The sequence below is a fragment of the Bacteroides sp. AR20 genome (assembly GCF_964250605.1).
Taxonomy (GTDB): domain Bacteria; phylum Bacteroidota; class Bacteroidia; order Bacteroidales; family Bacteroidaceae; genus Bacteroides; species Bacteroides uniformis.
In genome coordinates this window covers 34173-56327 of record NZ_CAXUGK010000014.1, presented here as the reverse complement: position 1 = coordinate 56327, position 22155 = coordinate 34173, and the positions used below count along the sequence as shown (strand labels likewise).

Sequence of the window (22155 nt, the reverse complement as noted above, 5' to 3'; positions counted from 1 at the left end):
AATATCTTTTTATTTGAATTAAGGTATAACTAAATTATTTAGCGGGCAGTTCCACAGCAGTCCAAGTCAATGATTCCACTGCAGTAGCATTGTTCTCATTTCCGCTATAATCGTGAATGGCAGTACCGGCGCCCTCATCGAACTTCCAGTAAGAAACCAGTCCGTCAGCATCCGGCTCTACCTGGTAGAAGTGGTCCTTTGCATTGATTTCTGCTGATGTCAACACCTTGTTCCAGATACGCACCTCTGAGATATTACCTTCCAACCAACGGTCACGATTGTATGAATGGCCAATCCAGAATCCGTTACCTTCATCGGTCATGGTCTGGCCCCAGTTCACGACTCCGCAGTCCAAAGTAGTCTCCAGCATATTCTTACCATTGATGTAGATTATAACTGTTTTTGCATCCGCATCGTAGGTCACAGCGATATGTGTCCATTCGTTTGTCGGAATAACCAGACTCTCATCGGTCACATTGCCGCTACTTGTAGCCACCTGCAACTGGTTTTGAGGAATTCCGGCATCACCGATGCGGAGCAGGAACTTACCTTCGATACCCATAATGGAAGTCAGCATCTTGTCGAACTTGCTTACGCGAATCAACGCTTCTACCGTCAGTTTATTCATATTATTGGCAACATCCGGATTGGTCCAAGTTACGTAAACCAGATTCTTGGTAATATCAGGAACCGTATTAATCAATGCGGCACCCTTCAGCACGTAGTACATGGTACCGGAGCTCTTCAAGACTCCGATGCTTGCCTGGTCTACCGTAACCGGCAATACATATACCTTCTCACGGTCCAGCTCCGTCAAGTTCTTGAAGCTGACAGTGATGTCGTCTGAAATGACAGCACCGGCCAAAATGGTAGCCTGCGGAGTTTCTACCGTATAATAGTTTTCCGGCAGAGCCTCGGCTGTGTCATAATAGGTAGCGTTATAAGTAGCTACCAGTGAAGGGTCCGCCTTCAAGGCAATAGTTATATCCTGCGATTCAGGACGGGCCATTGAAATCCGGAATGAACCTTCCGTATCGGAAACAGTGTTTTTCAACAACACAGTACTGGTCATCGCCGAGCCGTTGATATACACCTGATTATCGAAATTCTCAACGTCATTATCATTACAAGCAGCAAATACACCTGCCAATAATGCCATCGATACTAAATATATACTTTTCAGTTTCATGATATTCTTTTATTTTTTAGGAGCAGGATTCATAATATTGATAGCTTCTCTCACGTATTGATAGGTATTGGTAGCATTGTAATAATCATTCTGCATGTTCTCAATAGCCAGACCAGCTTTTGTAAACTCTGCAGACGGTTCTGTCACCCAATAAGCAGCTTCCGACAGAGCTCTCAAAGCATTGTAATATCCGGTAGTCTTATCTGTTGTATCCAGAGAGACGGTAGATGCCGATACAATGAAGCGGTCAGCCGGAACACCGTCTGCCATCAAGGCCTGAAGCGCTTCTATCCCCAGTTGGGCAACATCCGTGACATCATTTGTAATCAAGATGATATGGTCACAAGAAGAGAGCACAGACTGGCCTATCAGGTTGGCAGGATACCCCTGGAACACCAGTTGCTTACCTGAATTGGCACTCTTCCAGTTGGATATCACACCGAAGAAAGTATCCTGATTTGCCTTTGCTTCAGCCTTGTCGGCTTCGGACATGTAGATAGGATTGCTACCACGATACTCGGCTACAATACCGTCGAAAGGTGCTTCAAGAGCTATCAGTCTGTTCAGCTCAGCCGACAGATAAGCCGAGAATGCAGATGTTTCTGTTCCTTCTTTCACCTTGTCGGTATGTTCCTTCAAGATATTGTCATAGCTGATGGAATAGAATACTTTCGTTCCCTTCTCATGTACATTTGCAATATCTTCCAATTCGAATTCCACCAAATCGGGAGTAGTTGCGATAATTACGTCCAGGCTGTCGGGAACATCCGACATGTGCTGCCCACGGCTGAAAGGAACTTTCTCACTATTATCAAACCAGCCGTATACAATCTTATGGTCAGAATTCTTGTATTCCTGCAAGTTCTTCAGATACTTGGCATACAGTTCGGGAGACTGTTCGTCGATTCCGGGTTCTTTCAGTTTAATACTCTCTGAATCCGTCCAGTCGGAGCAGGCAGACAATGCCAATACGGAAAAAGCTGCCAGCGCGATTCCTTTGAATGATTTCTTATATAATTTCATAATTATTCAGCATTTATTGTTATTATTTGCGTGCCCACCATACGTCAGTAGCCATGTTGTCCGGTCCACCCAGATAGCTGTTTACTGCCTCTTGCACGTTTTCAGTATTACTTGTATATTCTTCAGAAGGATAAGGCATACGGCGTGCACCTTTCTCGCTATCAACAATTCCACCACTCAAGTTACCTTCACTGGTTGCAGGCAACAGTTTGGGATAGCCTGTACGGCGATAGTCAGCCCAAGCTTCGTTACCTAACGGCCAATTCGCAATCCACTTCTGGGTAATGATACGTTCCTGTTTTTCTTCCTTGGATGCCCCTTCATTCCACTTGACAGTAATGGCTGAAAGGTTCTTTTCATAAGTATTAAGACCGGCGGGATCTTTGTAAAGAGCAGGTACACTGCTTTTATCAGCCAGATAGCTGTCTACACCGGTAGCTCCCCACTGTTCGAAAGAGAGACGGACACCTTGTTCATAAAAATCAGCAGCGGTTCCTTTCATGTTGAAACCATAGATTGCAGTGGCTTCAGCACGCAAAAAAGCAACTTCTGCCGCATTCATCCAAAGCACGGGATCAGAAGAGGAAATCTTCACACGTGAATAATTGATGAAATACTCCTTCATCTTACTGAGGTTGATACCGCGACGTAATCCTACATAAGTCTCTCCAGGCCATTTTGATTCCTCAAAATAGCTGGCACGACGATTGTCGTTGTAACCGTTCATGTAGCAGATGATGTCGGCAGCAGGATGGGTATCACCACCTGAAGCTTCTTCATTGTAACGTACTGCCACAAACAACGGATTGCTAATTGTACCGAAATACTTCCATGTAGCATTGTCTGCATTTGTTTCAATCAGACCCAACTCGTGATTCACTGCACTTTCAGCCATTTCTTTAGCCTTAGCAGGGCTTACATTGGCAATACGGATAGCCAAACGCAGTTTCAATGAATTGGCAAACTTCACCCACTTCTGTACATTACCACTGTACACGAAATCTGCAGAAGCAACCAACGCCGCATTTCTGTTTTCAGTCAGCACCTCGATGGATTCGTCCAGTTCCTTGAAGAATGCGTTATATACTTCTTCCTGCGTATCATAAGGAATGGTAATCTTGCCATCCTGACCGATTTTAGAATAAGGAATAGGACCATACGCATCAGTCACGCGACTCATGGCAGCAACCTTTATGATTTGAGCAATGGCATAAGGAACCGGATTATTGGTATTCTCCGATACTTGTTTCACTGTGCTCAAGTTACCGTAAAGTGTTGAAATGATACGGTCACTTATCAAGAACACACGCGTCCAGTCATTTGTAGCATTAAAATTGGATATTGTATTGGACCAGCCGGCATTTGAATCGGCAAAATAACCTCCCAACGGTCCACCCAACAAACAATCAGTAAACTGTGCCGTATTGACATCTGATGAGATAACCGTACTTGCCAAGTTACTCATGGCAGAACCCAGTGCATAATCATCCGGAGTCAAATCACCCGGTTGATAAGGATTGGAGTTGATATCCATATAATTGCCGGTACAGGACATAAAGCCCATAACCAACGGAGCAACAATCAATTTATTTATAATATTTTTCTTTTTCATATCGTTTGGTATTAAAATTTAAAGCTCAAGCTAAAGCCGATGTTACGCAAAGCCGGCATCATGAAATAGTCTATTCCCTGATAAAAGTTATCGGTAGAAGCTACACTTTCGGGATCGAAAGGAGCCTTGCTGTAAATCATCCACAAGTTGCGGCCTACCAACGAAACCTTGATATCGCACACATCATTCAACAACTTTCTGGGGATGGTGTAACCCAAAGATACTTCCTGCAGACGAACATTGGTAGCAGAATAAGTGTAGTATTGGGGAACAGACGTGCCGCTACCTACTACACCGTACCATGTTTCGGGGGTTACCTTATCTCTACCATTCACCAACACGTAACCTAAATCACGTGCATCGGCAGAAGCCTCGGACACACCGTAATAGTCCAACATAGCTTGTGTACGTGAGTAAACCACACCACCCAAACGGGCTGAAATCAAGAAACCTGCTGTGAAATTCTTCCAAATGAAGTTATTACGCCAAGCCAAATTACCTTTAGGAAGTACGCTTCCCAACTTGATGTATTTATCCGGGTCCGTTATGGCTTCCGTAGCAACCGTTCCATTTTGGTCCACAAAAATCTGTCCATTGGCATCACGTTTCATATCTCGCAGTGAGTAAAGGTCACCCATGCTCCCACCTTCTTTCAGCAAGAAGCGGGCATCACCTAAGCCACCCATATTCAACGTGCTCAAAGAGAACAGCTCACCGGTAACGGGATTGATGGCATTGTCTGCCAAAGTCAGGATTTTATTCTTGTTACTGGAGAAGGTTATACCGGTATCCCATGTAAAATCTTTCCAGGTATTCTTGTAATTCAGCGACAACTCAATACCGGAGTTACGTACGGCACCAGTCTGGATATACATAGCCGACCAACCGCTGACAGGCAACTGCGGGTTGAATGTCTGGTTCATAGTCTTGGCATTGTAATATGTCACGTCCAATTCAAAGTTCTTGAGGAAACGCATGTTCAAACCGATTTCCCAAGAATTGGTACGTTCAGGTTTCAAATTGTACAACGGATATTGGGTCGTGATACTCCACTGGCCGGAACTTGAATTCCATTCATAGTGGGGATTAGCCAAATATCTGGAGAAAGCACTACCAACAGATGCCCATGAACCACGAACCTTTATAAAAGAAAGATAATCTTTGTTCAAGTTAGGCATTAACTCAGACAGTACAACAGAACCACCGACTGAAGGATAGAAGAATGATTTGCTGTTGGAGTTGGGACCTGCCAGCTGTGAAGGCCAGTCGTTACGTCCGGTCAGCGTCAAGAAGTAAGTGTTCTTGTAACCAAGCTCAGCCGAAGCGAAGAGAGACTGGGTCTGTTCACGCCATCCTTCCTGCAAACGCTGTGTCTTGCTGGCACTCAGGTTCTGGATGGCAAAGTAGTTGGTCAAACCTACCGGTTCGCCGCTGAAGGCATCGCCACCATCAGCAATCGGACCACGTGTTTTCATTGCATCCGAACGTATATCGGAGAATGAACCACCGACGTTGGCCTGGAGTGACCAATCTTCACCGAAATATTTGTTGATACTCACCAGGAAGTCTGCATACAACTGTTTGTCCTGCGTCTTGGTAATACCATAAAGACCTCGTGAAGAGCTCTCGGTGAGCTGTGTATTGGTAGAAGCATAGAACTTTTCTGTATAATCATTGTTGGAGTTATCCAAACGTACACGTCCTGAAACAGTCAGCCAGTCCAGAATCTTATAGCTCAAACCGGCATTCAGCATATAGCGGTCCTTCTTGTTCTGGCGCAGATTGCGGTAGTTAATCCAATAAGGATTCTGCATTACCATACCTTCGTCACCTACCGGCCAGTATTGCGTATAAATTTTACGGGCAGCGTCATAGCGCTCATACATGCTGATATCAGACCAGTCGTTGCTGCGCGGGAACAAATAAGCACCCACCAACGGGTTGTTGTAAGTACCCTGGTTCGTCATGTTCTGGTCATTCTGCAGAATATAGCTTGCACCGAAATCCAGAGTCATCTTGTCGTCCAGGAAAGTAGTGGTGTTACGTACCGTAAAGTTGTAACGGTTGTATTTGTTGTTGGGAACAATACCCTTGGAGTTTACAGCAGCAGCCGATGCATACGTCTGGTTTTTCTCTGTACCGGTTGACAAAGAAATGCTCTCTGTTCCTACAATACCCGTCTGGAAATAATCATCTCTCGGGCTGTAATTGTAGTTATTGGCTGCAGACAAAGGCGCTCCCCAGCTCATGGCTCCTGAAGTGCTCATCACACCACCGGTTCCCGTACCGTAACGGTTTTGGAAGCTCGGCATCACAAACGGATTGGTGAATTCAGTATTACTGCTGACAGTAAGGCTCACCTTACCTTCTTTACCTTTCTTTGTAGTAATGACAATGGCACCGTTGGCAGCTTCCGAACCATACAAGGCAGCAGCGGCGGCACCAGTCAGGACTGACATTGACTCGATGTCTTCCGGGTTGATATCGGCAATCGGTTCTGAAGATCCCTGGGAGTCGAACTCCTTACCTCCGGCAGTACCACGGCCAGAGAAAATAGGCACACCGTCAATTACATAAAGTGCATTGGAAGACTGCATGATAGATTTCGTACCACGCATCACTACCTTTGATACACCACCTACACCGGATGAAGAAGCATTGATGTTCACACCCGCTACCTTACCACTCAATGAGTTCACAAAGTTGGCATCTTTATTGGAAGTAATGGCATCTGTATTCACCTGCTGTACATTGTAGGACAATGCCTTTTCCGAACGCTTGATACCGAGTGCAGTAACCACAACTTCTTCAAGCTGTTGGGTATCTCCGGCCATCATTACATTAATCGGCGCATTACCTTTCACGGGGATTTCCTGCGTAGTATAACCGATATAAGAGAATACAATCACCGGATTCGCCTCCGTAGTGGTCAGCGTAAAGTTACCGTCGAGGTCGGTAATACACCCGTTGCTGGTACCTTTTATCAATACATTCACACCAATCAGAGGTCCCATGTCATCTGACACGACTCCGGTAATCGTCCGTTCTTTCCCTTGTTGGTTGCCCTCTTGAGGAGCAGCAGACTTTTCAGAAAGATAAACGATGTTATCCTCCACTTTATAGGAAATGTCTTTCCCTTTGAGAATAACATTCAAAGCATCTTCTATAGACGCATTGTTCACTTTGACGTTTTCTACCGGCAACGCAGCCAGTTTGTCGTCATAAAAAAATTGATACTTGGATTGAGACTTGATTTGTTCAATGACTGTCCCCAATGTGCCGCGAGACACATTCAGGTTTAACTGGGCAAAGCCCCACTGGATAGAAACTGCCATGAACAACAAAACTAATAAAGCCCGCATGAACGTCGAACTCCGAAAAGCATAATTGTCTTTCATAAACACAATTTATAGGTTATACAATAAATTACTTCGAGAGATTCATTCTCTCGCATTCCTATATAAAACAACAGACAATGAAAATACACTTACTGAAAAAGTATCTTTTTTATCATTAATCCTAAAAAAAAGAGTTACCCCGAAAATAAGTTGATATATCATTTTGCTCAATATTACTAACGAAGTAAATAATTATTTCCACCTGATTCAAGAAAAACACCTATAATACAGATAGTAAATAACAAAATGATATATCAACTTATTTTCGAGGCAACCCTTTTCTTACTATATTATTACTATTCTTTACTTCTTCAGTTCATTCGAGAAAGAATAAGGATAATCTTCCGGCTGCGTACCTCTCTTCATATTAGGCTGGCTGCCCATATCAAACCTCAAGGTACCGCCATTCAGCAAATCGCCATGCGTCAGATAATTCCTGGAATAATCCACGCCGTTCACCTTGAGAGACTCAATATACATGTTCTCCGGTGAGTTATCCGGAGCGTCAATTGTCAGGGACTTACCGTTCTCGAAATGGAGGGTAGCCTTACGGAACAGAGGGGCGCCCAGTACATACTCGTCCGTACCAGGGCAAACCGGATAGAAACCAAGTGCAGAGAAGACATACCACGCCGAAGTCTGACCGTTGTCCTCGTCACCGCAGTAACCGTCGGGACCGGCAGTGTACATGCGGTTCATAACCTGACGAAGCCAATATTGGGCCTTCCAAGGCTCCCCAGCATAATTATAAAGGTAAATCATGTGCTGGATGGGCTGGTTGCCATGGGCATAGTTACCCATATTCATCACTGTCATCTCACGGATTTCATGGATTACCTGGCCGTAGTAGCTGTCATCGAACAAGGGCGGGACAATAAATACAGAGTCAAGCATCTCTACGAAAGACTCTTTTCCACCCATCAGGTCTATCAGACCTTGAGGGTCGTGGAATACAGACCAGGAATAGTGCCAGCTGTTACCTTCAGTAAAGGCGTCACCCCACTTCAAAGGAGAGAAAGGAGACTGGAACTGGCCGTCTTGATTACGACCACGCATCAGCTTGCTTTCCTTATCAAATACATTCCTATAGTTCATGGCACGTTCCGCAAAGAGTTTCTGCTCCTTCTTCGGACGGTTCAGTTCTTTTGCCATGCGGTAGATGCACCAGTCATTATAAGCATACTCCAAAGTACGGGCAGTGTTCTCGTTGATTTTCACATCGTAGGGAACATAACCAAGCTTGTTGTAATACTCATAGCCGAGGCGACCCGTGGAAGAAACCTCGGGATGGACATTCTTTGTACCGTTGATGAGACCTTCGTACAGTGTCTGCACGTCCTCCACCTTCACGCCTTTTAGATAGGCATCTGCCAGCACGGAAGCAGAGTTGTTGCCAATCATACAGCCACGGTGACCCGGACTTGCCCATTCGGGAAAGAAACCGCTTTCCTTATAGGTGTTGACAAGGCCTTCCTGAATCTGCCTGTTCACCGACGGATACATCAGGTTGAGGAATGGGAAAAGACAGCGGAAAGTGTCCCAGAAACCGGTATCCGTATACATATAGCCGGGCAACACTTGCCCATTGTAGGGACTGTAATGAATCGGATTTCCCGCCTCATCCAGTTCATAGAATGCACGCGGGAACAACAAGGAACGATACAAACATGAGTAGAAAGTACGGTACTGGTCAAGGGTTCCGCCTTCCACATCAATACGGCCCAGCACCTTGTTCCAGGCATCCTGGCCTTTCTGAACCAATGTTTCCAAATTGTCATTGCCAAGCTCCTTCAAGTTACGGTCAGCCTGCTCAAAACCGATGAAAGAGGAGGCTACACGGGCATGTACCACTTCACCCTTGCGGGTTTTGAAACCGATAACAGCACCGGCGTGTCCGGCTTCCTGCTCAACCTTATTCTCGCTCAAGACGCCATCGGCTACAGAAGCCTTATAAGTAAAAGGCTTGTCGAACTCTATCACGAAATAGTTCTTGAAGTTCTCGGGAACACCGCCGCTGTTACGGGTAGTATAACCGATAATACGATTCTGTTCCGGAAGTATCTTCACATAAGAGCCCTTGTCAAAGGCATCGACAACAATGTATGAATGATCATTTTCAGGGAAAGTGAAACGGAACAATACGGCACGGTCGGTAGGGGTGAACTCGGTAACCACATCGTGTTCGGCAAGATATACCTTATAATAATGAGGAAGTGCCACTTCGCCCTTGTGGGAGAACCAGCTTGCACGCTTCTCTTCATCAAACTCGGGTTTGCCAACCACCGGCATAATGGAGAACTGCCCGTAGTCGTTAATCCAAGGACTGGGCTGGTGTGTCTGCTTGAAACCACGGATCTTGTTCGCTGTATAGACGTATTGCCAGCCGTCACCCATCTTACCCGTCTGAGGAGTCCAGAAGTTCATACCCCAGGGACGTGCGATCGCAGGATAGGTATTACCGGTGGAAAGCTCGAAAGTAGACTGCGTGCCGACAAGAGGACTGACATACTGGGTAAAGTCTTTGGCATGCAGCCATAAAGCACTGCTCACAAAAAAAAACAATAGGATTAATTTTCGCATAATATTAGAAAGTTGTTAGTATTAAATAAATTCTTCTCGTCATATCTCGAATTTGTGCGGCCTTCCTACTTCATTGAGGAGAGGAAAACACTGTTCCCCACAATTTTATACTCCAATGGAATGGCATTCTTTATCAGATTCAGCACAGCCCCTACACTCTCTTTTTTCTTCAGTGTACCCGAGTAAGTCTTGCTTACATCTATGTTCGGTGCCAGAATTACCCTCACCCCATACGAATTCTCCAATGTACGCGCAATGGTGTATAGGTCAGCCTTCTCAAAGACAAACTCATTATTGTGCCAGTTTTCGATTCCCGTATCCACCTGCTTCACCACCAGACGCCTAGTCATTCCGTTCAGCTCGGCTTTCTGTCCGGGGGCAAGGATAATCATACCCTCGCCATGATTACCTTTCACCTCTACTTCGCCTTTCAAAAGGGTAGCTACTGCAGACATCTTAGCCTTGTCAGACTTGAGGTTGAAAACAGTTCCCAATACTCTGACCTGCATGGCCTCACTCTGTACGACAAACGGTTTTTCCAGATTCCTCATCACCTCAAAATATCCTTCTCCTTCCAGATAAACCTTTCTTCCCTTCCCTGCAAACTCATGTGGATATTTCAGGGTAGTGTTTTTATTCAGCCAGACTTTGGTTCCATCCGGCAGTTTCAGTTCCTTAATCTTATCATGAGTGGTGACAGCCAGTAATGTTTCCGGCTGGCTATAAGTCTGATAAAAAAGATAGCCGAAAGTTCCCAAAAGGAAGAGGCCCACAAATACGGCCGCATACCGCATCCACCCAACCATCCTCCGTACCTTGTATTGTTTCGTCTTCTCTTGTTCCAGCCTTTTAAACAATCGCTTTTCGGCCTTTTCTATGTCTTGTGTATTCGAAGTATCCCCCAGTCTCCCCAAGTGGTAAATCTCCTCCAGCCTGAACAATTCGCGTGCATTCTCACCCGACCCTTCCAGCCAGGCGTTCACCTCACGAAGTTCATCTTCCGTACATTCACCCATAAGGAACTTGGCCAATATCTCCTCATTCAACTTATTCATTCTTTCCTTCATTATGATAATAAAACAACGCTGCTCGCAAAAACACTTACTTTCCCGATGAAAAACAGAGCCAACATCAGGTTCAGATACCCCAGTTTATCGCGCAGCAACTTCAAAGCTTTGTACATGTGAGCCTCCACCGTACGCAATGACACTCCCATCGTATCAGCTATCTCCTTATTTTTCATATCATGCAGATAGCTGAGTTTGAATACCATCCGGCACTTGTCCGGCAATTCATTGATGGCATCGGACAGCTTCCTCCTGAGTTCGGCATCCTCTATCCGTTTCACCACATCATTGCTGTCAGGTTGATAGAACTCAACCCTCTTTTTATGGATTTCGAGCATGACAGCCTCATAGCCACTCACAATGTCCCGATGCTTCAGAACGTTCAAGGCACGGGTATACACCGCCCTATACAGAAAAGCCTGAATCTGCTCTCCCACCTTCATGGTATCTTTCCGCTTCCACAGCTCCACGAAAACATCCTGTACCACATCTTCCGCATCTTCTTCCCCCACAATGCGTGTGGCATAGAACAGCAGGTTGGTATAATACCTGCGGAAAAGGGATTTATATGTCAAGTCGAAATGTTCATTCATATGTTAGCCGGTTATCGGGGACTGTACCATGCCTGACCTGGCTTATCCCCCATTTCAAATTCGAAAACACTTCCATCCATTATCTGTTCATGCGTAATATAACTTTTGTCATAGTTCTTACCGTTGAGTTTGACAGATTGAATGTAGCAATTTTCCTTGCTCACCGCCGGCGCCAGTACCGTAAAGGTCTTTCCACCGGGCAGGTGCATCTTCATTTCCGGATATAGGGGGGTACCGATTTCATATTTTCCACCAACCGGGTCTACCGGATAAAAGCCCATCGCACTGAACACATACCAGGCGGACATCTGTCCGCAATCCTCGTTGCCGCACAAACCGGCAGGAGTGTTCTGGTAGAGTTCACGCATCACCCGGGCTGCATATTTCTGGGTTTTCCAAGGTTGATCCACAGCATTGAACAGATAGATGACGTGATGGCTAGGCTCATTTCCATGCGCATACTGGCCAATCATCCCGGTGCTGAAAATAGGCAACTCATCATCTGCAGAAGGATTGTAAGTAAACATACTGTCCAGCTTCTGGGCAAACCGTTCCTTACCTCCGGTCAAAACTATCAAACCGTCAATATCCTGCTGCACAGACCAGAAGTATTGCCAGCCGTTGCTCTCGCAGATGTGCGGAGTATAGTCGTCCGGCGAGAAGTTCCGGATAAACTCTCCCTTGTCATCACGGGGCTGCATGAAAGAACTTACCGGATTGTAGACATTCCGGTAATTACGGGAACGCTTATAAAACTCGTCCGCAACCTCCTTATCGCCCAGCTTCTCTGCCATACGGGCTATACAATAGTCATCATATGCATATTCCAGTGTTTTAGAAAGTGACCAGTTTTCCGAATTATACTGATCCGTCACATTATAAGGAACATAGCCATATTTCTTATATAACCCAATGCCACGATAGGAATCGATATTGGCAGTAGCTACACAAGCCTCCAAGGCCTTTTTCGCATCGAAGTCCCCAATACCTTTCAGATAGGCATCTACAATAACCGGCACAGAGTGGTAACCTATCATCATATCTGTCTCGCCCCCCTGAAAATTCCATACGGGAAGGCGGCCGTTCTGTTCGAAGAAGGCGAGGAAGGACTTCACCATATCATTCACCCGTTCCGGCTCAATAAAAGTATAGAGAGGATGAGCCGCACGGTAAGTGTCCCACAAGGAGAAAGTACTGTAATTTGTCCAGCCCTCTACCCGGTGCACTTGCTTGTCGGGACCGTAATAGGCGCCGTCCACATCACTGTAAATGGTAGGAGCAATCATCGAATGATATAAAGCTGTATAGAACTTGACTTTCTCATCGCGGTCATCGCATTTTATTTCTATCCGGGACAATTGTTCGTTCCAATCATCCTGCACAGCAGCCAGGTATTTGTCGAAATCATCATCAGGTACTTCTGCTGCCAGATTACGTGCCGCCCCTTCCATACTTACACCGGAGATGGCAGTACTGACAAGAATCTGTTCTCCTTCCTTAGTCTGAAAGTCGAATCGTGCAATGACAGATGTCCCTATCCGCTTGCCTTCTTTCTCTATGGCAGCTGTATCGAGCTGCATCGCAGCAAACGGTTTGGAGAAACGTGTACGGAAGTAGAGGCGCTGGTCGCGTGCCCAACCGTCAGAGTAACGGTAACCTTGCACCGTTACCGAATCGACGGCTTCTATGTGAGAATCATTGGTAAAATCCCAATTCATGGCTTTCCGCAAATTCAGGAAAACGGCAGCATCGGCTTTTGGGAAAGTATACCGCTGAATGCCACAACGCTCGGTGGCCGTCAACTCTACATTTATATTATAATCTTTCAGACGCACCTGATAATATCCAGCGCTTGCCGACTCTTCCGAATGAGAGAACAAAGAGTGAATGCCGAGCGGAGCTTCCGCCTCCTTATAAGGCAATGTCACCGGCATAAAAGAGATGTCATACAAGTCACCAGCGCCGGTTCCGGAGAGATGGGTATGGCTGAAGCCTGCAATGGTACTGTCCGGATAAAAATATCCGGAAATACGGTCCCAGCCCGGCAGTCCGTTGTCAGGACTGAGCTGCACCATGCCAAACGGCGCCTGGGCACCCGGATAGGTGTTTCCAGTAAAATCTGTACCGATAAAGGGATTCACAAACTCTGTATAAGACACACTCTTCACATCCGACACCTGCGAGGTGCATGCCAGAAAGGATGAAAAGACCACAAACAAACAACAAGATTTTATCAAATTCATAACATTATAGGGTTAACGTGTATAGTATAACAACCTAACCGGATAAAACACTTACACATCTTGTCACTTTTCTACAGAATTCATGCAAACAAAAGTAATACAAAATTCCGATTAATCCTCTTTTTTATTTTGTAAAAATATACTTTACACTATCTTTGTCACAAAAAGTCACAATGAATTACACGACCTATCTTTTCGACTTTGATTATACGCTTGCTGATTCTTCCCGCGGAATCGTCACTTGTTTCCACAACGTACTGACCCGTCACGGATATACAGAGGTGACGGATGACGACATCAAACGTACTATCGGCAAGACTCTGGAAGACTCTTTTTCCATCCTCACCGGCGTGACAGATGCCGGACAACTGGCAGGATTCAAGGCAGAATACCGAAAAGAGGCCGATACGCATATGACTGTCAACACGGTGCTTTTCCTGGAAACCAAGTCCGTACTGACTGCACTGAAGGACTCCGGCGCCCGCATCGGAATCATCTCGACCAAATACCGATTCCGCATCAAGGAACTCCTCGACCAGCATTTTCCTGAAGATTTTATGGACATCATCGTGGGTGGTGAAGACGTGAAAGCCGCCAAGCCATCTCCCGAAGGGCTACTCCTTGCCATTAAGCGGCTACATGTCAGCAAAGCCGAGACCCTCTATATAGGCGACAGCACGGTAGATGCGGAAACAGCCCAAGCGGCCGGAGTAGACTTTGCTGGAGTCACCCACGGAGTAACCACTGCCAAAGAATTGGAGAAGTACCCACACCGGAAAATAATGAACACCTTGGAAGAACTGCTGGCAGTTCAGGAGGAGCATCCTTCCATATTCAAGATTGAAAATCCCATCCGGCCGGAAAATGCGCATGCCACTTCTCCCCGGAAACAGAAAAGGATAAGCGTCTGGCAAATCCTCCTTCTAGTGACACTCTTCTGGCTGGCTATTGAAGAGCTGGACATGACCGACGACAGCAACTTCTTCCCGGTTGTTTTCATACTGACATTGTGGGGTATCCTCCAAAAAAGAAGGATACTACCCAACAAAGCAAGAACTTTCATCGACTCATGGTGGCACCCCTGCGCAGTACGCTTACGCGCATTTCACATCAAGCTGATACAAGGGAGAAAAACTCCTCCCGCTGGCAACGAAACCTGCACCTGTCTGAATTGTGGCACCACCTATACCGGCAACTACTGTAACCGTTGCGGACAAAGCCGTAACACTCCACGCTATCGGTTGAGTAACGCGCTTAAAAACATTGCCGGAGGCTTCTTCAATATAGATAATGGCTTTGGACGTACCCTTCTGGAACTCCTCTACCGTCCGGGGTACATGATTAGAGACTTCATCGGTGGTAAGCGTGTAGAGTATTTTCACCCGTTCCAGACACTCTTCATTCTTGCAGCCCTTTATATCATGGCTGTGCAACTGGTAGACCCGGAAGCCCTAAGCAAAAAAGAAAAGACGGAAAAGACAGAGCAGACAGACAAAGAAGAAATCATTGCCGCTAAAGAGAAGCTTACCAAAAAGATGGAGAAAACCTATAGCAAAGAGGAAAAGCGAGCCCTCGCCATCACTATAAAAAGCCTGGAGAAAAGCTTGAACAAACTGGAAGAGAAGAACGACTCCACTTCTGCCACACAGGTGTCCGAACAGAACAGCGATGATGGCGACCTCATCGATGAATTTGTAAACGACACCTCGGAAGTGGGAGACAGACTGGAAAAAGTCTTACAGAACTCTCCTTTCCTAATGAAAGTATGGAATCTGATGAAGAGCTGGGGACACGGAAACAAGGCATTCCGCATCATTGCCACACTGCCTTTGTTTGCACTTGCCACCCAACTTGCCTTCCGACGCCGGAAATATAAGTTAAACTACAATACCACGGAGCATGTGTTCATACAAGCCTACATAGCTTGCCAGATACTCCTGCTGAGCATCATCGTGCTGCCTTTCAACGGGTACGCAAAGGTAGACGATTTGTATGAGCTGCCTTTATGGCTTATTTTCGTCCTATTCTGTTGGGATTACAAACAATTGTACCGCTGCACCTGGTGGAGAAGCTTTTGGCGCACTATCCTCATGCTGACTTACAGTCTTGTGCTACTCGTCATATTCGCGTGTCTTGTAATGGCGCTGATGCTGGCCGGTATCTATGTTCTGAAATTCATTTTGTAACAGAAACCATCCCTACACGGACTGTTTCTCCTTGATGAAACAGTTTTTCTCCAATAATCTAAAAGTACAATCTGCATTAAAAGAACAAAAAAGCAAAAGAACATTTGTCCATTTAGAATAAAAAGAGTACTTTTGTGCCCGATTATTCCGCACCGGGTTCGACCAAGTGCTTTCTAAGTGATTAGAGACCACCCGACGGAGCTAACTTATACATTATATATAAGAAATGTACGCAATTGTAGAAATCAACGGTCAGCAATTCAAAGCAGAAGCTGGCAAAAAGCTGTTTGTACACCACATCCAGAATGCAGAAAACGGTGCAACAGTAGAGTTTGACAAGGTTCTTTTGGTAGACAAAGACGGCAACATCACCGTAGGTGCTCCCACAGTAGAGGGTGCAAAGGTTGTTTGCCAGGTCGTATCAAACATGGTAAAAGGCGATAAAGTTCTTGTTTTCCACAAGAAAAGAAGAAAAGGTTATCGTAAGTTGAACGGTCACCGTCAACAATTCACAGAGTTAACAATTACAGAAGTAGTAGCTTAATCAATTAAAACAGTAAGAAGAAATGGCACATAAAAAAGGTGTCGGTAGTTCTAAGAACGGCCGCGAATCACAGAGCAAGAGATTAGGCGTTAAGATATTTGGTGGCGAAGCTTGCAAAGCAGGTAACATCATCGTTCGTCAAAGAGGTACTGAATTCCACCCGGGTAATAACATCGGTATGGGAAAAGACCACACTCTTTTCGCTTTAGTAGACGGAACTGTACAATTCAAAGTGGGCAAGGAAGACAGACGTTCAGTTTCTGTTATCCCTGCAGAAAACGCAGAAGCATAAGTTTCCGAACAAGAAATAAGGAAAAGGGATGCAATCCGAATGGATTGCATCCCTTTCTTTCATGTCAAAAGCAACACTTTATTTGTTTTTTCCATATCTTTGCACTCACAAAACCGAATAACATAAAAACAAGTATAAGATATGCTTACCATCAAACAAATTACAGAAAATACCGACGCGGTTCTCCGTGGACTGGAAAAGAAGCACTTCAAGAATGCGAAAGAAACCATTGCACAAGTGCTGGACTTCAATGACAAAAGAAAAGCCAATCAAACCATCTTAGATAAAAACTTGGCAGAAGCCAACTCACTCTCCAAATCCATCGGACAACTGATGAAGGAGGGTAAGAAAGAAGAAGCAGAAGCCGCCAAAAGCCGCGTGGCCGAGCTGAAAGAAGTCAACAAAGACTTGCAAGCCAATATGGAGCAGGCTGCCAACGATTTGCAGACTTTACTTTACACCATCCCCAACGTTCCCTATGACAGTGTGCCCGAAGGCGTCGGTGCCGACGACAATGTGGTAGAGAAGATGGGCGGCATGGAAACCGAATTGCCCAAAGATGCCCTGCCCCACTGGGAACTGGCCAAGAAATATGACTTGATAGACTTTGACCTGGGCGTTAAGATTACCGGTGCCGGATTCCCCGTATACAAAGGCAAAGGTGCACAACTGCAACGCGCGCTCATCAACTTCTTCCTGGACGAGGCACGCAAATCCGGCTATACAGAAGTAATGCCGCCGACAGTGGTGAACGCCGCTTCTGGCTATGGCACGGGGCAACTTCCCGATAAAGAAGGACAAATGTACCATTGCGAAGTGGACGACTTATATCTGATTCCTACAGCCGAAGTTCCGGTAACAAACATCTACCGCGATGTGATTCTGGACGAAAAACAGTTGCCCATCAAGAATTGCGCCTATACTCAATGTTTCCGTCGCGAAGCCGGCTCATACGGAAAAGATGTACGTGGTCTGAACCGTCTGCACGAATTCTCCAAAGTAGAACTGGTGCGCATCGACAAGCCGGAACACTCCAAACAGTCTCATCAGGAAATGCTGGACCATGTAGAAGGTTTGCTTCAAAAACTGGAACTCCCCTACCGCATCCTGCGCCTTTGCGGTGGCGATATGAGCTTCACGGCTGCCCTCTGTTTTGACTTTGAGGTGTATTCCGAAGCACAGAAACGCTGGCTGGAAGTAAGTTCCGTCTCTAATTTTGACACTTATCAAGCCAACCGTCTGAAATGCCGCTACCGTACGGCAGAAAAGAAAACAGAGCTTTGCCATACGCTGAACGGTTCCGCACTCGCTCTGCCACGCATCGTTGCCGCCTTACTGGAAAACAACCAGACTCCAGAAGGAATCCGCATACCAAAGGCATTGGTTCCGTATACGGGATTTGAAATAATAGACTAAGGCCATAATAGTCACGTGCAGCAATACGCCTTTGACACTTTCTTTCGGGCACGAATTACATGAATTTCACAGTTGCGGTTAGCAAAAAACGTGAAATCCATGTAATTCGTGCCCAGAGTTTTATCATGACAAGCTTCTCCTGCGCAACTACAAAGTATTCTTCAAAATACGTGCAAACACCTCCTCGCGGAAATTACGTGCCACCGGAACAGTATGCCTCCCAACTATAATCCGATTGCCATCTATCATCTCAATCTTTTCCAAATTTATCAGATATGATTTATGGACTTGCTGAAATACTCCACCAGGAAGAGCCTCTATCATACGCTTCATGGTAGAACGTACAAGTAGCTTTGTGCTTTCCGTATAAATACAGACATAATTTTCCAGCCCCTCCACCACCAGAATATCCTTAAACAACACCTTATGCATCTGACGGTCTGAACGGACAAATATAAAATTATTAGCTTCATCCGGCCATTTCTCCTGCTGCAAAAGACCATGTACTTTATTCACCGCTTTCAGGAACCGGTCAAACGAAATCGGTTTCAACAGATAGTCCGTAACATCAAGTTCATAACCTTTCAATGCATACTGCTCATAAGCGGAAGTGATAATCACATGAGGCGGATGGGCAAGAGATGCCAAGAGTTCAAGCCCCGAAAGATAAGGCATTTCAATATCCAGAAACAACAAGTCCGGCTGCTCAGTCTGCAAAAGAGTGTTCAACTGCATAGTATCTTCACATACACCCATTAAAGAAAGGAAATCCACCTTTTCCACATAGCGTTGCAATCCTTCACATGCAGTAGGCTCGTCATCGGTTATTACACATTTTACCTGTTTCATCCTATAATTCTATCACAAGTTTTACTCTAAACAAAGTATCTCCTCTATTTATGTCCAGCGTATGACGCTCCGGATATAGCAGCTCCAGCCTGCGCCTCAGATTTTCTATGCCGATTCCATGTTTTCCTTTCTGGTGCACTAATGGTTCCGGTATAGAATTTTCAATACTAAAACACAACTTGCCTTCTTTCAGACACATATCCATAGCTATAAAATAGTTCCCTCCCACATATTTGAAAGCATTCTCCACCAACGGTACAAACAACAATGGATAAATCTCAACCTGCGCCTCCATTTCATCGAAATGCACCTGCAACTGCAGCCGCTTCGTAGCACGAAGTTTACATAGGCTGATGTATTGTTTCAGATATTCCACTTCCACACGGACTTGCACTTTCTCCCCATCATTGTATAATTGGTAACGAAGCAAATCGGACAATTGCTCAAGAGTATGCCGCGGAGCCTCATTATTCTCATCTATCTGAAAATAAACCGTATTGAGTACATTAAAAAGAAAGTGTGGATGATATTGCGCTTTAAGGAATTTCAGTTCTGTCTGGAGCTGGTCATTTTTTATCTTCTCCAACTGCAGGCGTTGAGCTTCATTTTCCTTCTGTATCATCTGATTACGCAAGAATATATAAAAGAAGCCGCCAAGCAACATACTGACTATGGCCGGAACAGGCACATCGTATAAATCAAGACTTACCCCCATCAAAAAGCGGATGACCCACATCGTCAGAAGACACCAGACGGGAACCGTCAGGACAACTACCCCGTATTCCTGCCACCATACCAACTTCCGCTTCCGGCACAAACGAAGCCAATACTTCAATAGAAAAAAGATAGGATAAGACATGAAGAGTACCACAAGCATATCCTTCAGCATGAAATTCCACTCATTACTTTCCCAATAGTATTCATGTTTCGGAATATCATTCGCCACACGAATACACAGAAAAAGAATCACGGCAAATAATGCCGGCACCAGCCACTTGTTCCACAGTCTGCCCATAACAGTTACAAATTTACTCTTTTTGTTTCATCTATTTCTTTTTTCCTTCTGCTTTCTTTTGTCTCGCTGCCTTTTTGAAAACGCCAGGCGAAAGCAATACCCAGCACACGTTTGTTGTGCCGTTCGTCAACAAACGCCTGCACACCGGGAGATTGAATATCTACTTTTTGATAATTGGTGTTGAATACATCCTTGGCAAACAAGGTAACGGTGCATCTGTTACGGAACATCTTCTTTTGGATGCCGACATTCACTTCCAGCGCCGGATGTACTGTGGCTTGTCCGTAGGCCATTCGTCCATTATAATTTGCCGAAAGTTCGGCCGACCATACGGAAGTGAAAGCAAACTGGTTCATGCAGCCGAATATCGGGGTAAACATACGGTTTTTCATTTTCTGCCCTTGCTCCGTCCAACCATAATTATTATAAATACCGATAGCGGTCAGATTCACCTTCCAAAAAGAAACAGGTGAGAGGTTGGCGGCATGTACACGCATACCCGTCTGTACATAGGAAGACAGATTCTGGGGCATTACATAGATACGCCGCCCCTCCTGTTCGCGATAGCTCTTCATGATAGCATCATCTGTATGCGAGAAAAAGAGCACTGTCTGAAACCAGTCACGATACACATACCCCAACTCTATATTATCAGAGAAAGAAGGATGCAGCTTCGTATTTCCCCCTTCATGGGTATAGTCATCAAATATATAGGTAAAAGGATTCAAATCACCATAATTGGGGCGGGTAATACGCCTGCCATACGAAAGCTGAAACAGATGTTCCGAAGTCAAACCGTATTGCAAAGCAATAGTAGGAAACAAATGGAAGTAATTCGTTGTAAACGAAGAGTCTTTCTGTTGTGTATTTCCTCCAAAATCCCCGTGTACATGGGTATGTTCCAACCTTAGACCCGCTGAGATTTTCAAGCGGTCTTTCTCATAGCCGACTTGTAGATAAGAGGCATTGATATTCTCATCATATACGAATCGGGAACCAAGTGCCCCGTCCGGCAGCCAGCCGGAAACCGACGGACGCATATAACCTGCCGTATTGTCTATCGTAACAAATGAGGTTTTGACTCCGGCCTGTAACTTCCAAACCTCACTCAATGGATAAACCGCATCTATCTGTCCGACATATAAGTCGGTATTTCCCTTCATATCCCCTTTCAATGTATCGGGCTTAAAACTATCCATCAACTGGTTTCCAACACGGTAGTAATGGAAATAATCAAAAGAAGCGCTGAGTTCTCCCCCTTCTCTTTTCAGCTTGTGCACCATACTGGTTCCGGCAGAAACATTATTCCGGTTTTGCTCCGCATGGCTGTAAGTATTTCCCGCAACTCCGGTTTCTCGGATTTCCGTAAACATGCCTGCATTTTCCCTTTGCCGGGAAAAGTTTCCACCCAATGAGACTCCCCAAACTGTCCGCTCATTGAGATAATAATCACATCCGGTACGAAAATAGTGCGAATAATTCCTACGCTTCCGGTAAGAGTCCTGCATCATCCTTCCTCCATCCCGTTCGAACGCACGGTCGATAAACAAGTCTATGACATCCTTCCCCTGATAATACGAATAGTTCAAATAAAGATTGAACTTATTCTCCCGGATATTCATGGAGGCACCTCCATAACCGCTACCCGTCCGTCCAAGACTGCCATTGCCGTTCAAGGCCAGATTCACACCGCGCAGTCTGATTTTTCTTGTACGGATATCAATCAACCCGGAGCTTCCCGCCGCATCGTGGCGTGCGGAAGGCTGGGTTATCAAGTCTATCTTATCAGCATTAGTTGCAGGAGTAGATTTCAACAGACTCATCAATTCATCTCCCGAAAGATAAGTAGGCTTGCCATCCATCAGAATCGTCGCACCGCTTTGTCCGTTCAGCAAGATATTACCATTGGAATCTATCACGACTCCCGGCAGGGAAGCAAGAACATCATAAAGACTTCCCGTACTTTGAGTGACTGACGCATCCATCCGGTAACTTGTTTTACCGGCAGATATTTCTACCAACGGGAGTTTAGCAGTTACCATAATTTCTTCCAAACGCTGGTCGGCAATCGTATCCTGCTGCGACCAAACCACCAAAGGCATACTCAATAAAATTGCCCCTAAAAAAACATTTCGATACATACTCTTC

15 protein-coding genes are annotated in these 22155 nt (G+C 45.4%); 4 read left to right on the top strand and 11 right to left on the bottom strand.

Going from position 1 to position 22155, the window contains the following annotated elements; all coding sequences use genetic code 11:
* Positions 1-34: 34 nt before the first annotated feature.
* The 8 genes from ACESTD_RS09120 to ACESTD_RS09085 form a co-directional block, all read right to left on the bottom strand.
* Positions 35-1189, bottom strand: a complete 1155-nt coding sequence (locus ACESTD_RS09120) for a DUF1735 and LamG domain-containing protein (RefSeq protein ID WP_373158814.1) — start codon at positions 1187-1189, stop codon at positions 35-37.
* A gap of 9 nt (positions 1190-1198) precedes the next feature.
* Positions 1199-2212 (bottom strand): glycoside hydrolase family 18, encoded by a 1014-nt coding sequence (locus ACESTD_RS09115; protein ID WP_055288349.1) that lies wholly within the window; start codon positions 2210-2212, stop codon positions 1199-1201.
* Between the two features lie 22 nt (positions 2213-2234).
* On the bottom strand, positions 2235-3824 hold the full coding sequence (locus ACESTD_RS09110) for a RagB/SusD family nutrient uptake outer membrane protein (protein ID WP_373158815.1): 1590 nt from the start codon (positions 3822-3824) through the stop codon (positions 2235-2237).
* A gap of 11 nt (positions 3825-3835) precedes the next feature.
* A complete protein-coding gene (locus ACESTD_RS09105) occupies positions 3836-7222 on the bottom strand; it encodes a TonB-dependent receptor (protein ID WP_373158816.1) in 3387 nt (1128 codons plus the stop codon).
* 303 nt (positions 7223-7525) lie between these two features.
* Positions 7526-9802 (bottom strand): GH92 family glycosyl hydrolase, encoded by a 2277-nt coding sequence (locus tag ACESTD_RS09100; protein ID WP_178292095.1) that lies wholly within the window; start codon positions 9800-9802, stop codon positions 7526-7528.
* A 65-nt stretch (positions 9803-9867) separates the two neighbouring features.
* Positions 9868-10857 (bottom strand): FecR family protein, encoded by a 990-nt coding sequence (locus ACESTD_RS09095; protein WP_229079599.1) that lies wholly within the window; start codon positions 10855-10857, stop codon positions 9868-9870.
* 11 nt (positions 10858-10868) lie between these two features.
* The gene (locus tag ACESTD_RS09090; RefSeq protein ID WP_005828885.1) at positions 10869-11462 is read right to left on the bottom strand and encodes an RNA polymerase sigma-70 factor; all 594 of its coding nucleotides are present in this window, start codon (positions 11460-11462) and stop codon (positions 10869-10871) included.
* Between the two features lie 11 nt (positions 11463-11473).
* Positions 11474-13705: a GH92 family glycosyl hydrolase gene (locus ACESTD_RS09085; RefSeq protein ID WP_035449955.1), complete on the bottom strand. Its 2232-nt coding sequence runs from the start codon at positions 13703-13705 to the stop codon at positions 11474-11476.
* A gap of 173 nt (positions 13706-13878) precedes the next feature.
* Here ACESTD_RS09085 and ACESTD_RS09080 point away from each other — a divergent pair, with 173 nt between their 5' ends.
* The 4 genes from ACESTD_RS09080 to serS all read left to right on the top strand — a co-directional run bounded on the left by ACESTD_RS09080 (position 13879) and on the right by serS (position 18143).
* Complete coding sequence (locus ACESTD_RS09080; protein WP_373158817.1) at positions 13879-15891, top strand: HAD-IA family hydrolase; 2013 nt, start codon at positions 13879-13881, stop codon at positions 15889-15891.
* Between the two features lie 226 nt (positions 15892-16117).
* A complete protein-coding gene (gene rplU, locus ACESTD_RS09075) occupies positions 16118-16435 on the top strand; it encodes a 50S ribosomal protein L21 (RefSeq protein ID WP_005828892.1) in 318 nt (105 codons plus the stop codon).
* Positions 16436-16457: 22 nt separating this feature from the next.
* Positions 16458-16727 carry a 50S ribosomal protein L27 gene (rpmA, locus tag ACESTD_RS09070; RefSeq protein ID WP_005828893.1) on the top strand — a complete coding sequence of 90 codons (270 nt, stop codon included), beginning with the start codon at positions 16458-16460 and terminating at the stop codon, positions 16725-16727.
* Positions 16728-16868: 141 nt separating this feature from the next.
* Positions 16869-18143, top strand: coding sequence for a serine--tRNA ligase (gene serS / locus ACESTD_RS09065; protein ID WP_119961246.1), 1275 nt, complete (start codon positions 16869-16871; stop codon positions 18141-18143).
* Between the two features lie 147 nt (positions 18144-18290).
* Here serS and ACESTD_RS09060 read toward each other — a convergent pair whose 3' ends face one another.
* Genes ACESTD_RS09060 through ACESTD_RS09050 form a run of 3 tightly spaced genes read right to left on the bottom strand, consistent with a single transcriptional unit; the run spans position 18291 to position 22148 of the window.
* The gene (locus ACESTD_RS09060; RefSeq protein WP_005828898.1) at positions 18291-18992 is read right to left on the bottom strand and encodes a LytTR family DNA-binding domain-containing protein; all 702 of its coding nucleotides are present in this window, start codon (positions 18990-18992) and stop codon (positions 18291-18293) included.
* Position 18993: 1 nt separating this feature from the next.
* Positions 18994-20007: a sensor histidine kinase gene (locus ACESTD_RS09055; protein ID WP_005828900.1), complete on the bottom strand. Its 1014-nt coding sequence runs from the start codon at positions 20005-20007 to the stop codon at positions 18994-18996.
* Positions 20008-20012: 5 nt separating this feature from the next.
* Positions 20013-22148 (bottom strand): TonB-dependent receptor domain-containing protein, encoded by a 2136-nt coding sequence (locus ACESTD_RS09050; protein WP_005835473.1) that lies wholly within the window; start codon positions 22146-22148, stop codon positions 20013-20015.
* Between the last annotated feature and the right edge of the window lie 7 nt (positions 22149-22155).